General features: G+C 58.7%; 12 protein-coding genes and 2 pseudogenes. 10 read left to right on the forward strand and 4 right to left on the reverse strand.

What is annotated here, in order from left to right; translation table 11 throughout:
- Positions 1 to 23 precede the first annotated feature (23 nt).
- Complete coding sequence (locus EOS_RS09215) at positions 24 to 269, forward strand: hypothetical protein (protein ID WP_152693100.1); 246 nt, start codon at positions 24 to 26, stop codon at positions 267 to 269.
- Between the two features lie 436 nt (positions 270 to 705).
- Here the strand turns inward: EOS_RS09215 and EOS_RS09220 are convergent, their stop codons facing one another.
- Together EOS_RS09220 and EOS_RS09225 are read right to left on the reverse strand one after the other, a co-directional pair.
- Entirely contained in the window at positions 706 to 1,425 is a 720-nt protein-coding gene (locus EOS_RS09220; protein WP_047846313.1) for a phosphatase PAP2 family protein, read from the reverse strand.
- A gap of 645 nt (positions 1,426 to 2,070) precedes the next feature.
- Positions 2,071 to 3,150 (reverse strand): MDR/zinc-dependent alcohol dehydrogenase-like family protein, encoded by a 1,080-nt coding sequence (locus tag EOS_RS09225; protein ID WP_047846314.1) that lies wholly within the window; start codon positions 3,148 to 3,150, stop codon positions 2,071 to 2,073.
- Positions 3,151 to 3,267: 117 nt separating this feature from the next.
- On the opposite strand from EOS_RS09225, the gene EOS_RS09230 reads away from it, so the two are divergent.
- From EOS_RS09230 to EOS_RS49175, 5 genes and pseudogenes are all read left to right on the forward strand, one after another.
- A complete protein-coding gene (locus EOS_RS09230) occupies positions 3,268 to 4,041 on the forward strand; it encodes a helix-turn-helix transcriptional regulator (RefSeq protein ID WP_047846315.1) in 774 nt (257 codons plus the stop codon).
- 179 nt (positions 4,042 to 4,220) lie between these two features.
- Complete coding sequence (locus tag EOS_RS09235; RefSeq protein ID WP_235442751.1) at positions 4,221 to 4,631, forward strand: DUF4279 domain-containing protein; 411 nt, start codon at positions 4,221 to 4,223, stop codon at positions 4,629 to 4,631.
- A 533-nt stretch (positions 4,632 to 5,164) separates the two neighbouring features.
- Complete coding sequence (locus tag EOS_RS09240) at positions 5,165 to 5,416, forward strand: hypothetical protein (RefSeq protein ID WP_047846317.1); 252 nt, start codon at positions 5,165 to 5,167, stop codon at positions 5,414 to 5,416.
- Positions 5,417 to 5,715: 299 nt separating this feature from the next.
- Positions 5,716 to 5,955, forward strand: coding sequence for a hypothetical protein (locus tag EOS_RS09245; protein WP_047846318.1), 240 nt, complete (start codon positions 5,716 to 5,718; stop codon positions 5,953 to 5,955).
- 34 nt (positions 5,956 to 5,989) lie between these two features.
- Positions 5,990 to 6,328: pseudogene (locus EOS_RS49175) on the forward strand (DUF637 domain-containing protein); the annotation flags it as partial.
- 1,186 nt (positions 6,329 to 7,514) lie between these two features.
- Here EOS_RS49175 and EOS_RS49180 read toward each other — a convergent pair.
- A pseudogene (locus EOS_RS49180) lies at positions 7,515 to 7,625 on the reverse strand (histone); the annotation flags it as partial.
- A complete protein-coding gene (locus EOS_RS09255; RefSeq protein ID WP_047846320.1) occupies positions 7,626 to 8,132 on the reverse strand; it encodes a hypothetical protein in 507 nt (168 codons plus the stop codon).
- A gap of 614 nt (positions 8,133 to 8,746) precedes the next feature.
- Between EOS_RS09255 and EOS_RS09260 the strand changes: the two genes are divergently transcribed.
- The 4 genes from EOS_RS09260 (at position 8,747) to EOS_RS09275 (ending at position 14,347) form a co-directional block, all read left to right on the forward strand.
- On the forward strand, positions 8,747 to 10,432 hold the full coding sequence (locus EOS_RS09260; protein WP_047846321.1) for a hypothetical protein: 1,686 nt from the start codon (positions 8,747 to 8,749) through the stop codon (positions 10,430 to 10,432).
- A 9-nt stretch (positions 10,433 to 10,441) separates the two neighbouring features.
- Entirely contained in the window at positions 10,442 to 11,122 is a 681-nt protein-coding gene (locus EOS_RS09265; protein ID WP_152693101.1) for a twin-arginine translocation signal domain-containing protein, read from the forward strand.
- An 85-nt stretch (positions 11,123 to 11,207) separates the two neighbouring features.
- A complete protein-coding gene (locus EOS_RS09270) occupies positions 11,208 to 12,974 on the forward strand; it encodes a GMC oxidoreductase (protein ID WP_053063814.1) in 1,767 nt (588 codons plus the stop codon).
- Between the two features lie 122 nt (positions 12,975 to 13,096).
- A complete protein-coding gene (locus EOS_RS09275; RefSeq protein ID WP_047846324.1) occupies positions 13,097 to 14,347 on the forward strand; it encodes a nucleoside deaminase in 1,251 nt (416 codons plus the stop codon).
- Positions 14,348 to 14,395 lie beyond the last annotated feature (48 nt).

The raw sequence follows: 14,395 nt of genomic DNA on the forward strand, positions 1-14,395 counted from the left end.
AATAAAAATACTGAGAGATGGTGATGTTCGCCAAAATATTTGCAGTCCACAAATCCAAGGGGATTCTTGCGACCCATTGGGAGTTCGAATTCTCTTTACATGACAAGACCGGCTGCCTCATGGAGCGCAGGATTTCGGTAGATGAAGCAATTGGTCTCGCGAATCGCCCGGATGCCGGGCCAGTCTTTGACATGTGCCGCATGATCAAATCAACGCCACCGGTGGAATTTAGCCGGCTAGTCGGCCGCATCTTCATGACCGCCTCCTGATCCGCAGCAAGCCGCGCCCTCCGCAGCAAATCCGCCCGCAACAGGCCAACTGGCGCCCCGCATCGCTCACCCCATTGTGTCGTCTGTAGTTTCTTCAACGGCATCGTTCTGCAATGATGCCCAGTTCAAACATTGAGTATCCGTTTCTCAAGGTACTGACCCGCCGGTTTGGGTCCGGTCCCAACGATCGCCGACAGGCAGAGCGCGGCCAGTTACCGACATTCGCTTGCTGGCAACGAATGTCCGCGGTTCTACCGCAATCCTGACGTTCTCCATCGGCAAAAGGACACCCGTTCGTCGGCCGTTGCGGCCCCACAAGCCACGAGCAGGCGATCCAGCTTTGAACGCCTTCCTCCACCGATCAGATCCAAGCCATGCGTGCGAGCGTGTCCAGTAGGGGGTGATGAGCGCCTCCTCTCCACACCTTCCCGACCAACTACATCCCATGTATCAGGACGTGCGCCAACACGCGCAGCTCCTGGAACTGTGTCGCCAACTCGAAGCTAAGCACGAACGCGGCGCCATAAAACACGCCGGGATAGCGCTGCGCGAATGCCAGCATCGGTGCGGCGACGCGCGTGCGTATCGCCCTGGCGCTCATCACGTATGTGATGCCGATGCCGAGCGCCGCACCGGCCAGCACGTCCGTCGGGTAGTGCACGCCGAGATAGATGCGCGGCAGGCCGATCAGCACCACGGCGTGCAATAGCGCGTAGATCCCCACGGGCCGCGAGGCGAGGAAAATGCCCATAGCGACCGCACACCAGAGCATGGCGTGATCGCTCGGAAACGAACTCCACGTTCGCAGCACCGGCTCGTCCACGTTGGCCTCAGGAAAGAATGCACGCAACGCCGGTTCATACATCGGCCGCAGGCGAAACGGCAGGTAGTGCGCAAGCAGGCGGCCGGCCACCAGCGCGATGAGGCCGCTCGCGAGGGCGATCACGACGAGTTCGCGCTGGTGTCGCCGGACGGCCTCGCCGTCAGGTCCTTCCGCACGTTCGTGCCTGAACCAGACCCACCACAGCAGTGCAACCAACATCACGCCCTTGGGCAAGTACGCGTTCACGACCGCTTCGACTACAGGGGTGAAGCCTTGAGAGTGAATGGCCACTTTATTTACGGACGCGATGGTCCACGTATCGATGACGTTCATTTGTCTCTGCTCCCCTATGTGCGGCAATCGACATAACTTCGTCGTTGGCCGCAGCCGTTGTCACGACGCCGCATCCAAGCATCGCTGGTGCCCGGCTACGCGGCGAAGCGCTCGACGGCCGGTAACAACCATCATCGTATTGACATGAACATGTGGTATGTGCGCTGGCGCGTGTAGTGTCCCAGCTAATTGTTGGATCCCTCGCTCAAGCCTCCTCCAGAAGCATTCACGCGAATCGCCCGTTCGCGGTTGCCAACAACCGCTGTTATGGCCCGGCCACAGCCACCAGCACCGTCATTTCCCGCCTCCGGGATAACGTTAATTGGCATTCAAATACCGGGTTGTCTCACTGGTGCAGCCGTCGTCCGCCGACGGCCAGCGCACCGGCTGCTGGCCGCAATGGTCGACGAACAGCAGGCGAATTGATATGGGTAGATGACTCATATCGACCCGATTGCAGTCCGTCGCCAATCGCGTCCGGGTGTCTCAAACGGGTCGCGTGTCGCCGATCGCAGAGAGGTAGATGTCGATCAGCTTCAGCCACTCGACAACGGGGCTACATCGTCGACAACCGATTCGAACTAGCGGTGGATACGCCTCATTCGTTATCGTGCAGCTTTAGTATGAGGTGCGAGCCCGCGCCGTCTAAGGTCGGATCACAGTTATCCTGAATGGGCCGCCGTTCGCGGCTGCGTGGGTTACCGCGTCATTGGCGTCATCGAGCAGGAACGTCGTCACGTCGAAGTGGCCGAGATCCAGCAGGCCGGCCCGGATCAGGCCCGTCATGCGCGTCACCGCTTCGCGCGGATACATCCATTTGCCGCGCACCGTGATGTCGTTGCGCATGATCCACGGATAGGGCAGGTCGAGCCCCTCGCCGCCGAGCATGCCGACGCCCCCCATCAGCACGACGCGCCCATAGGGGCGCACAGCCATGACCGCCGCGCGCACGGTTGTCGTCGTGGCGGAGGGCGGCAGCAGATCCATCACGCAATCGATCGGACCGGGGGACGCCTGCCGCATCCGTTCGCGGTCCTCGTCTTCGTTGCCTGAGAGCTTCACGGTCCGCACGCGCTCGCCGAAGCGGCGCTCCAGGTCCGCGAGCGCTCGTTCATTACGCCCCGGAGCGACGACGCAGCGCGCGCCCATCGCGAGCGCGACGGCCACGCCTGCGCTCCCGAAATTACCGGTCGCTCCGCTCACAAGCAGCTTCTCGCCGGCTTGCAGATTGGCCGCCAGCAGTCCGCCATAGGGTACGAGCATGACGTTAAGCGCGGACCAGCGAGTGGCATCGTCAGGATCGATCTCGCCGATACGAATCGCGTTTTCAGTGGGCACCCGCACCTGTTCGGCGAAGGGACCATCGTGAAAATACCGTTGCAGGCGCTTGGCGCCGTCGCCGCGCGCGCTCCAGCCCTGCAGCGCGATGTCGGGCATCAGGGCGTCGTCGCGCGAACGCACGGTCGGGTCGCAGAACACCCAATCGCCCGGCTTCAGATGCGTGGCGTCCGGACCGCTCGCACGCACGCGGCCGATCGCGCCGCAGCCGGGAACCATCGGAAGATCGATCGGGTATTGGCGCTCGCCGCTAAATACTTCGTTCGCGTAGGAAAGCACCGGCGCAGCGGCGACATCAACAACGACTTCGCCCGTGCCGATCGCCGGATCCGGCATCTGGTTGATCGCGAGCGGCTGGCCGAGCGCCTTCAGAATCGCAGCTTTCATGATCGTGCTCCGTTATGCGTAATTGGACTGGAGCATTCTGGCAGTCCTAGAATGGACAACAAGGCCTAGTACTATCCTAGGACTCACGCGTGCCACCATCGATGGAAAGGGACGATCATGGCGACATCGAGTCGAAGCGAATTTGGCGATTTCCTGCGCTCGCGACGGGAGAAATTAAGCCCGGACGCGGTCGGTCTCAACGGCGGCCGGCGCCGTCGTACACCGGGCCTGCGACGCGAAGAAGTGGCAGAGCTGGCGGGCATCGGCGTGGACTGGTATATCCGGCTCGAGCAAGGCCGAACGATTCGTCCGTCCGATGCCACCCTCGACGCCCTCGCACGCGCCCTGCGTCTCGGCAAGGTCGACGCGGCGCATTTGCGAGCGCTCGCACGCAATGGCGATCGCCGCGCGTTTGTCCGCGAGAGCGTACCGCCGGCCATTGAGCGTCTGGTCGCGAGCCTCGATCTGCCGGCTTACGTGACTGGCCGGCGCTGGGACATCCTGACGTGGAACGCCGCCGCCGCGGATATCCTCGGCTTTGACCGCCTCGCCGAAGCGGATCGCAACATCCTGGTATTCATGTTCATCGAACCGGGATCGCGGCGACTGTTCGGGGCCGCCTGGTCAGACGAAGCTCGCCGCATGATCGCGCTCTTTCGTGCTATTTACGATCTCCATGCCGACGATTCAGCGTTCGTCGAACTGGTCGAGCGCGTACGCACAGAGAGCCCGGAGTTCGCGAGGTGGTGGAACGCGCATGACATCCGCAGCGGCGCGGCCGGACAGAAGTTGCTCGCGCACCCGGAGCGGGGTGCGCAGCGTTACGAATACGCCACGTTTCAGGCGAACGATGACCCGGCGCTGAAGCTCGCGATCTACACGCCCGTCTGAGCGCTCATGCGGCGGGAAAGCGTCGTTTGGGGACATGCTACATGTGCTCAAACCGGCAAACGGCCTGGGGCCAGCGGACAACGTCATTTTCCATAGCAACGGGGACGTTGAGTTCAACGGTGAAATTATCGATAACCTGCACAACTATGCCCCGTAATTCCTTCACTTTGCAGGAAAGTATGCATACGCTTACTCATGCGACTTTCATTATTTCGTCCGATGGTACTGCTCCGGAGGTTTGGACTGACTATTTTGGGGTATCGCCGAGTCGAACAATCACCAAAGGACAGCCATACCTGCTGCCCTCGGGGCGGTTAAGTGAGCGCTTGGGAAAGCTTGACCTATGGGCGCTGGAAAGCAAGCCAGCAGCCCATGGCGATCAGTTGGAGCCGCATCTTCGTTATCTAATCGAGCGCTTGGCATTGCCACGCACTGGTCTTCGGGAGCTTGTTGAGCGCCTAGGTGCGCGGATGCGCTTCTTCTGCTACTGGAGTAACGAGAGCGGCGACCGAGTGCCCGATGTTCCCGAAGACATCAAAGCGATGATGAAAGCCCTCGGCGGAACGATTGAAATCGACGAATATCGGTGATGGCGTGCTGGTCTTACCGTTTCCGCAGCAGTTTAGGCGGCGTTGGGATGCGCCAGTTCAGCAGCACAGGGAACTGGCTGTGCAGGAGGTGCCTTTGGCGGGGCTGCCAGTGCGATTGTCAATCCGCTGATCGACAGCAACGGCAACATTCCGCCGGCCTTGCTGACTGCCATCACAATGTTGACTGCTGGGGGAATTGTGGGCGCGCTCGGACAAAACGCGGTTGGTGCAGCGACCTCTGCCGAAAACGAGACGCTGAACAACTACCTGAATCATCTTCAGACGGCGAATCTGACTGCGCCATTGAAGGCTTGTGCGCAAGGCGATACCGCCTGCGTTAATCAACGGTCTCTAATTACCAGAGCGTTTCAACACAGCAGCAGAACGCGCAGAACTGCAACAGTGTGACTGGATGTGCCGAAGTAAAAAATGATGCTCTAAGCGGTTACGGCATTAGCGTGAGCGATGCGCGGGCTGACTGCCAAGGCAGCTCCGCTTGTGTTCAGTTCCTCACTGGGCTGGCGAATCAGGATGTGAGCGCGAAATCGGTCGCAACCACGAACTGGAACGACGTCTCCAACAGCGTGTACGCGCAGAACCTGCAGCAGGCACTGATCAGTTCCGGGTATTTCTCTCCGGCGACCGCGGCGGTGTTGTCAGTCGCAACGCCGATGGATGCGGCCGGTGCAACGGAGTCGATAACCGGATCGAAAAATAGCGTTACGACGCCATATGGGCCTGCTCTTCAATCGAACGCTCCGGCGGCACTTAACGCGATTAGCTAAGTACAACAAGGGGCAACTCTGTACCGGATAGGGACGCTAGGTCAAAGTCAGGCTGCTGAGGCACAATTCTGGTCATTGCAGAATCCTTTGACCACGCCGAACTATCCGGGGCTAGATGGCATTCCGCCGGAGAATGTAACCAACGCTAATTTCGTGGAAACGGCCATCTTGAAGTCAGGGACCTCCTTCGTTACTCGTCCTGCGCCGCCAGTTGGTACAAACCCCGGAGGGGACATCGAAGTTGTGGTGCCGAGCGGTGGAGTCCAGATGAAGTCGTTTGGCACACAGTGAAAAATTCGATGGCGAGCGACCCGTATCAAGAGGCGAAGGCCATAGCCGATTCACTGGATAAAGTTGGCTTGCGTGAGCATGCAGATCAAGTTCGTGGTGCGCTTGTGGAGGGGGCAACTGGCACAGAGATTTACATGATCTTGCGTTGGCGCTTGGCAAACCTGGCTCAGGATCTTGCGATCCCAGCCGATTTGAAAGCCCGTGCAATCTTGTTGCACGACTATCTCGATCGGGCTTTGGGACCGTAATTGATCGAAGTAACCGCTCGCCAGCCTCGCCGGTGTCAATCCGTCAAGCGGCAGCACAATTAACCAGGCGAGCACTTCCACCGCGACGACGCTTGAGACCCGTGCTTTGGCGATGTTGGGCGAAGCGGGTATCTCGGCTGGTGTTGGCACAGCAATCGAGGGGGGAAGTTTTGGTAACGCGCTGAAAGATGCGCTGACGCAGGAGGCGGCTGCTGCGGGGGCATTCGCGATCGGCACCGCGGGCCAGGACCAGACTTCGTTTCTGGCGAAGGGTACTATTGGCTACAATTTGGCGCACGCGGCATTGGGGTGTGCGGCCGGGGGCAGCGAATGGCACGGGGTGCGCGGGTGGTGCCATTGGCGGGGCAACTAGTGCGCTTGTCAATCCGCTAATCGACAGCAACGGAAAAATCCCCCCGGCCGCTTTAGCCGCAATCTCGATGTTGACGGCTGGAGGTATCGCGGGAGCGTGGGACAAAATCCCTCAGGCGCAGCGACGGCTGCCGAAAACGAGACGCTAAACAACTGGGCCGCTCACGTTGGGCTCCCCATCGGCGTTACTATCCAGGTACACCCTTGGCATTTTCGGGCGGCGTAGGATTGGTTTTTGACGACCAAGGAAACCTTGGTTGGTATAGCGTCTCAAATCAAAAGAACGTACCTGGTGTCGGTGTTGGAGGTAACGGCGCCATGGGGCTAAGTGTGGGCCTATATCCAGGGGCGACAACAATAAATGACTATGGTGGTCCGTTTAATAATGGCTCCGTTGATCTCGGTGCAGGCCCGTAGGCAGTATTGATGTCTTTCAAGATCCGAGCAAGCCCGCTGAATCCCGCAAGCTACGGCGGTGGTTTAACGGTCGGCGTTGGTGTAGGCGGAGGTGGAGGTGGTTCTGTCATACGCACGGGTACAACGATTCATCCTGTCGTTAAGGGGGGGCGGGCAATGAGCGATAAACGCGTTGGCTTCTCCCCTATTTATTGGGTTGCTTAGCCATTGGCTTGGCATGTCTAGCTTATAACGTCGTAAGCTACGACCAGACGATTGCGATTGCACCGCGCACTCCTAACATTGCTACCGGAAATGTGGTTCCGTACAACAATCACGGGACCACTGTTTATTTGACTATTAAGCAAGATTTAATCGAGCGCTGGGGACCCTTTGGTTGGCTTGCCTGGCGGATATCAGGGAGCGGAGCAGGATAGGCTTGCGTCGGGATCTACCCGGACAGCAGCAGTGACTGCATTGCACCACCGGCTGCCTTTATCTCCGCAGTGCGGAGATAATTGAGCTGAACCCATCTCAAAGGGCCCCGGTTTATCGATGATCCGCTCAAGCGCGACTTTTATCCCGAGCTGAGCCGACTCGTGCGCTGGTCGTCCCGGCAGCTAGCCGAACCCGACGTCTGACTTAAGCTGACCGTTGCGGGCGCGACCGTGTCAAAGAAGGGGCAGGAGGCCAATCCCTCAGGTGCAGAGGGGACACGACTCACCCCTCGGATAATGCATCTGATGATCGGCGCAGAAAAGATATGCACCAACGGTGTAGCCTCCAGGCCCCTTCTTGGCTGGAGCTTTCGTGGCTGCTGACTTCCTGGCCGGCCCCCTTTTGGCTGCCGCCTTTTTGGCGGGTGCTTTTTTCATCACGGGTTTCTTCATGAGACGCTCCTTCTACGGATTCCGCCTGGTTAGAGCGGCAAGGTACTTGTTGTCGAGGGAAAGTCTCTTCAGGTGATCAGCCAACCATGATCCAAGTGTGACCGCTGTTGCGATCCACTGAAATGCGCACCCGAAGGATGCACTGAACAGGAGTGCGACGAGTGCAAGCATGAGAGAAAGCGTCCCAACCTCAAGCAAAGCGGTCGCGAATTGGTTCTGCCATCGACTTGACTTGTACGACTGCACGTTAAGTGCGCCAACCAACGACACGAAGCTCGCTAGTACGTACCACGTAGGGAGTTGCAGGCCGACGCGAACAGCGCTGTCGAGCACGGCAAGACCGGCGACAGCTGTGAAACTAAAGCCGGCCAGCGAGAATATGAACGTCCGCTGGATGTCTCGCTCCTGGGCCTCCTCGGGAAGCTGCACAGCCATCTGCTTGCGCCATCGCAAGCAAAGCACCAAACGGGTTACCAGGGGAATCGCCGGAAGAAGGTAGGCGGCCGGGTTAGCAGTCATTGTGACGCCTATCGTTTGAAGGAAGGGTTCGCCATCTCCGGCCTCTGACTCGATACATCATGAAATGTGACGATCATCTTCCGTCCAATCTCACGAATAGCCTATTGGGGTAGATAGCTAAATTCTCGTCCACCTGGGTCACTTTGCATGGTTGGTTGTCAAGAGCAGCGACTAGGGGATGATCTATTTTTTAGTGCACCCTCTGGCAATAATTGTCCTTGCGGCGCAAATCTTTCTATAAAAAAATGAGGGGATCGACGAGTTAGCTTGAACGTAAAGTTGCCGATCGATCTGACCATCTTTCATGAATACCGCACGGTACGCAGAGAAAAGAGGTCGGCCCCTTACGAGGGCATTTAACTCACCAGCTATTCGATATCCTGCACACGCACGTGCCGGCATCGTGCTTTCCGACTCACTCGATGCCGGTGCGGCGTTTTTATCGATCACGGTGGCAAACGCAATGATTGATGTGGTAATAGCGTCGGGTACGGCCATTCCGGATGTGATTGTGCATCGTTGAATCCGGTTCAAGTCTCTCGCTCGGGAAGATCCGGTCCAGACCGGATCCGGGGACCAGCTTGGGCGAGTCTTTGAGGTGGAGAGAAAAATAAGTGCTTGCGATCGTGAGGCGTCACGTCATTTTGCTGCTGGCCTTTGGCCTGCTTTCTATTTTCAGACCGGAGCTGGCGAACGCCGCAGGTTGCTGGACTGCACCGTATAGCTGTAACCCAGGCGGCGACATCAACCCGTCTACCGCTGCGACTTACGAGGCCAAATATAAGGCTTACGCCGAGTTGGCTTGGCGAGATTTCATCGCGTTGAACTTTCCGGCCGAAACGAACCCGCAGGGAAAACCGGAACCGAAGCCAAGCAAGGTGCACGGACTGGACTATCACGCCGGAGACTACACCGCGGTCTGGCAAACCTGGCCGGAGGCACGGGACATTTTCCTGCCGGGCGCTGCGGCGCCTGCTGCGTTCGGCACGGGTCACCAGACCCCTACAGACTGTCTCAGGAAAGATGCATCGGGGCGGATCGAGCTGACCGACAAGATCGTGCTCGACGAGTACGTGCAGGCCGAGCGGATGGGACCGGTGATCGATAAGCAAGGGCAGTACGTCAGGTATGGCCTGAACTTCAATCAATCGATGTTCCAGTACATCGCTGCCCACCAGCTCTATTTCACCCAGGGACAGGCTGCGATGGATGTGAATAACCCGGACCATGACAAGAAGACGGTCGAGTTCCCGGTTGGCCAATATTCCGAAAATGACAACCCGGCAATGACCGGATCCATTTTTGTCAAATCGTCCTGGAAGATACTGGACGCGTCGGACAACAAGTCGAGCTTTTACCGGACCCAGGCCTATGTCTACGATCAGGCCGGCGGAACGTTCGCCGATGAACCCACGGTCAAGGAGCAGTGCTCGCTGAAACCGATAGGACTGGTTGGCTTCCATATCGTCCATCTGACCAAGTCGGCACCGCAATGGGTATGGAGCACATTCGAACATGTCGACAACGGGCCCTGGCTCAACGATTTCACCTTCCTGCTGAAGCGTGCGTACACTTTTTTTGACGCTGCTAAATGCCCGGCATCGGGCGGACTGCCGACCTGCGCGTTCGATACAGTGCCGGCCGAGCCGTGGAATCCGCAACGCTCCGGCCAGACGCCGACGCAGCTCGTGCGCCTGGCTGCCCCCGGCAAGCTGGCGCTGACAGTCAACGAGCAATACAACAATCGGATCAAGACGACCTATCCGAATAGCGTCTGGGCTAACTACTTCCTGGTAGATGTCCAGTTCCCGACAAACGTAAAGACCCCGGGCGGCGAGCAGGGTGCCGCTGTACCGAATCCTGCCTATCCCGACGGTTTGCCGGCCACGTCCTTCCTGTCGAACTCGACGATGGAAACCTATATCCCGGGGTTTTTCCACGGTCAGATCACGTCCAGCAGCAACCCGATTCCTCCCGATGACCAGATGCAGACCCTACCGCCAACCGGCGCGGTCATGCCCTTCTCCTCAACAGGACCCCATACCGTGTCGGGCGGCGCTGATCGTACGACGTCGAGTTGCGTAAGTTGCCACTCGGATGCGGCCATGACAACCGGCTCGTCCAGCGATTTCGTGTTTTCGCTGAGCCGCGCGCAAAGCAAAGACAAGACCCATCTGCGCACGCTTCGGATGAAATCGGGCGGTGACACCGGCGGCAAGGTGCTCACCGGGCACGATGCATCGTCAGTCGTCGAATATGTGATGGGAGCAGGTAAGCCGGATGAGCCGGCCGGGAAATAGAGCAGGAGAGTGGGCGAAAATGTCGGGCGAATTTTGGATAACAGCAAGAATGTCACGAGACCAGGCATGATAAAAATCAGTCGCAGAGACGTATTGAAAACCGCGGGTACGATCGGCGGCGCGCTGCTGGCGCCAGGGCTGCCGCTCTGGAGTCTTGCCGAGGCGGCGCCGCGCGAGCAGGCGCCTGCCAGCTTCGTTAATTTGTCATCAGCGCTGCTCGGTATCGAAGCGGGCGTCCTGAACCCGGCGATCCGGCCAGACGATATATCGATGGCAGACGTGTTTTATGGCCTTACCGTGCTGGCCGGACCGCGAAGCATTGCAAACCTGCTCGCGGCATATGACGTGATGGAGCAGCAGCACCGTAGTCCCGATCAAATCGCCCAAGCGTTGCTGGCCTCCGGGAATGGGCCCAATACCAGCCTGAATGGTGCATTTTCCCGCCTGATCACACTGATGTGGCTATACGGTACCTGGTACGGTCAAACCGAAATAAGCAATATCCCCACGTCGGCAGCCGGGATCGCCACCGACTACCAAAAGGACTTCGTCATTTCCAGCCGGGCGTACAAAAGCGGCTGGATCTGGCGCATCGCCCAAACGCATCCGATGGGCTTTAGCCAGTTCAACTTCGGTAGCTGGGCAAGTGCCCCGCCGTCGCTCGCCGATTACGGAATCAGCCTGACGTAATCGCGGCGCCGTCTTTAAACATGGGGAATCGAGGATGCCTGAGTACGACGTGGTAATCGTAGGGACTGGTCACGCAGGTGCTTTCATGGCCTGCGAACTGGGAAGCAAGGGAAAGAAGGTGCTGATGCTGGAGGCGGGCCCGGCCACGCCGCGGCGTCGGGAAGACTATATGGAGTCTTTCTATCTTGCCGGATTCAAGTCGCCGGAATCGCCGTATCCGCCGGATGCCAATAACAATCAGCCGCGAAAGACGAACGCGCCGCATCCGACGATCCAGCAACTGGTCTTCGGCTGGAACAATCCGGAGATTTCCTATCTGACCTACACCCCGGATTCCTTGCCGTTCGGCAGTACGTATCTGAAGCTTGCGGGCGGTACCGGCAATCACTGGCAGGGCACGACGCTGCGGATGAACAAGAACGATCTCATGTTGCGGCAGAAATACCAGTATGGACTCGACTGGCCGATCACGCAGGAAGAACTTGATACCCATTACGCAAAAGTCGAAGCGTTCATGGGCGTTGCCGGCAGTACCGCGGAACAGCTCGCGGCCCGCGACGATATTCCGCCGGACTATCAGTATCCGATGCCGGCAATCCCGCTGTCGCTGAGCGACAAGTACATAAAAGCGCGTGTGGATGGTGAGCCATTAACTGATGAGGATTACTTCATAGGCCAGAAGACGGTCGTTACGAAAACACCGCAAGCACGAAATTCCGTGCCTTATGACAATCGCAGGGTATGTCATGGCAACACCAACTGCGTGCCAATATGCCCGATCCAGGCGAAATACGACGCGGCGTACGCGCTGGGAAAGGCGCTGGCTACCGGATTCGTCACCGTCAAGTATCAGGCCGTGGTGGACAAGATCACCGTCGGCGAGGACGGAAAAATCAGCGGCGTGCACTACCTGACCTACGACGATATTTCAGTGCCGGCCAAGTCAGGACAGACCGGGCAAGGCACCGCGGTCGGTACTCTGTACGTGCTGGCGGCCAGCGCGATCGAAAACGCCAGGATCTTGCTCAACTCGCCGTGGAAAACAGGCGCGACCGTTGCGAACAGCAGCGACCAGGTTGGAAGGAACCTGATGGACCACGCCACGTATCTGGCCTGGGGGCTGATGCCTGTCAACGCGCCGGCGTATAGCTATCGCGGCCCGCTTGCTACCGGCGGTATCGAATCGCTGCGTGACGGACCGTTCAGGAGCGCGCGCGCGTCCTGGCGGCTGGAGCTCGGCAATGAGGGATGGAACTGGTCGAAGGGCGAGCCGTATACGATCGGCCCGGATTTTCTGTATGGCACGAACAAGGGCGGGCTGAACAGGGGAGCGCAGGTGCTCGGCAACAAGAACCTGCTGAAGACACTGAATGGTTATCTGACACGGCAATTCAGGATTGCCTTCCTGGTCGAACAGGAAGCCGAGCAGACAAATCGGGTGCAACTGTCGCCGACCGAAACTGACAATCTGGGCATCCCCAGGCCGCTCATCACGTACAACCTGTCTGACTACGTGCGCAAGGGATTTGTCTCGGCCCGGCTCGCCACCACCGAATTCATGCGACGGGTAGGCGCGCAGGAATGCACGCAATTCGATGCGAACAACGCCAAGCAATTTACCTACGAGAAGCAGCCATTCAACTATTACGGCGCCGGGCATGTGTGCGGGACTCATGTGATGGGTTCGATGCACCAGGCCTCGGTGGTCAACTATTACCAGCAAAGCTGGGACCATTCGAACTTGTATATCGTGGGTTGCGGGTCCATGCCCAGTATCAGTTCGCAGAATCCGACGCTGACAATGCTCGCGATCACGTCGATGACCGTGGATCACATTCTCACAAGAGTTTGATGGAGCAGGAGGGTGACTTTCAATTTCCGTGACTACCGGATGTACATCGGATGCGCATCAACAGTCACGTCGATTGAGAGATTTTCGTTTCCGGAATCATAATTTCCATATGGGTGGTCGAAATGGCAAAAGTAACAACCGTAGAGCAGGCGATGGAGATCGCCGCGGATCAAACCCTCCTTGCTAGCTGCGCCAAGACCTTCTCGGTCGGCGGCCTGCTGGTCGACGACGCGGGCAACGTCCTGCACGCGATACCGAACCAGGTGATCAAGGACGGCTATACGTCCGACCCCACTGCTCATGGGGAACGGCAGCTGATCGACTGGTATTACTCGAATCGCCCGGGCCTTCCTCCGCCGAGCCAGGTCACCGTCGTCACCTCTCTCGACCCCTGCTGCATGTGCACGGGCGCGATCCTGACGGCGGGATTCAAGGTATTAACCGCGGCTTACGATACGTATTCGGGCATCAACTACGACAAGACGTCCAATTTTCCTTCGTTGACGATCGGCATGGCGAGCCGGGCGAAAGAGCGATTCGGCTATCCCGAAGTCGTTGACGGTGTGTGCTACAACCGCCCGGCGAAGGGGCCGGAGAACAACGTCCCGGCCTTCACGGCGAAGACCATCGAGGGCCGTACCGTCGCACTGTGCGAAAGCATTTTCGAAGCGACGCTGATGGCCGTGCGCAACCAGATCAACAATGACCTGCCGTTCGATCAACTCGGGGATATCGACTCGCTGCCTTCGTCGGATCCGATCCGCGTTGCGCTTTCCCGCAAGTATCCCCAGGCTCTGCAATACCGGTCACGGGCACCGTTCACACCGGACGAGGGGCTCGCGCCGTACCTGAAGGCCATGATGCAGCACGACATCGCCTTGGGCGGCAGGGGACAGGCTGTGGCGCTGCTCGACCACCATGGCAATCTGCTGCTTTGCATGTCAGGGTCGGAGGCCACGTCATCGATCCGGACCGCGTTCATGGAAGTGACCCGCACGTATGCCGGATTGCGCCGGCAACTTCAGTTGGATGGGAACAAGGACACCCGCAAATACCTGCCCCATCCAAAGTACTGCACCTTCGTTTTTGGCCTGGGACCGATGCTGGACGATTCCCACCCGGTGCGCCACGACATCGGCCCGGACAGCCAGACGCAGAGCTTCATGGAGCTGGGCGCCTACGGTTCGACGATGGAAGGCGCGCTCGATGCGGTCAACCCGTCGCCCTATCAATACGTACGCCCGCGGATGAACGCCGCCACACTAGCGGCGTTCTGCAAGAAGTTGCCACCGTTGTATAGCGGGGAAATCAAGGTCAACCCGATTCAGGTGGCGAACGAGGCATTGATCGAAGCGATCGGCGGATCTGCTTGAAACCCGCTTGAAACCCGCTTGATCCGCGCTTGAACCACGGGCGTTTCC

It is taken from the genome of Caballeronia mineralivorans PML1(12) (assembly GCF_001028175.1).
Taxonomy (GTDB): Bacteria; Pseudomonadota; Gammaproteobacteria; order Burkholderiales; family Burkholderiaceae; genus Caballeronia; species Caballeronia mineralivorans.

What these genes read in the sequence shown, in the direction of transcription:
- EOS_RS09220 (WP_047846313.1), bottom strand. Translation starts at nt 1,425, where the DNA reads ATGAACGTCATCGATACGTGGACCATCGCGTCCGTAAATAAAGTGGCC.
- EOS_RS09255 (WP_047846320.1), bottom strand. Translation starts at nt 8,132, where the DNA reads ATGACTGCTAACCCGGCCGCCTACCTTCTTCCGGCGATTCCCCTGGTA.
- EOS_RS09270 (WP_053063814.1), top strand. Translation starts at nt 11,208, where the DNA reads ATGGCCTGCGAACTGGGAAGCAAGGGAAAGAAGGTGCTGATGCTGGAG.
- EOS_RS09235 (WP_235442751.1), top strand. Translation starts at nt 4,221, where the DNA reads ATGCATACGCTTACTCATGCGACTTTCATTATTTCGTCCGATGGTACT.
- EOS_RS09230 (WP_047846315.1), top strand. Translation starts at nt 3,268, where the DNA reads ATGGCGACATCGAGTCGAAGCGAATTTGGCGATTTCCTGCGCTCGCGA.
- EOS_RS09275 (WP_047846324.1), top strand. Translation starts at nt 13,097, where the DNA reads ATGGCAAAAGTAACAACCGTAGAGCAGGCGATGGAGATCGCCGCGGAT.
- EOS_RS09215 (WP_152693100.1), top strand. Translation starts at nt 24, where the DNA reads ATGTTCGCCAAAATATTTGCAGTCCACAAATCCAAGGGGATTCTTGCG.
- EOS_RS09245 (WP_047846318.1), top strand. Translation starts at nt 5,716, where the DNA reads ATGGCGAGCGACCCGTATCAAGAGGCGAAGGCCATAGCCGATTCACTG.
- EOS_RS09225 (WP_047846314.1), bottom strand. Translation starts at nt 3,150, where the DNA reads ATGAAAGCTGCGATTCTGAAGGCGCTCGGCCAGCCGCTCGCGATCAAC.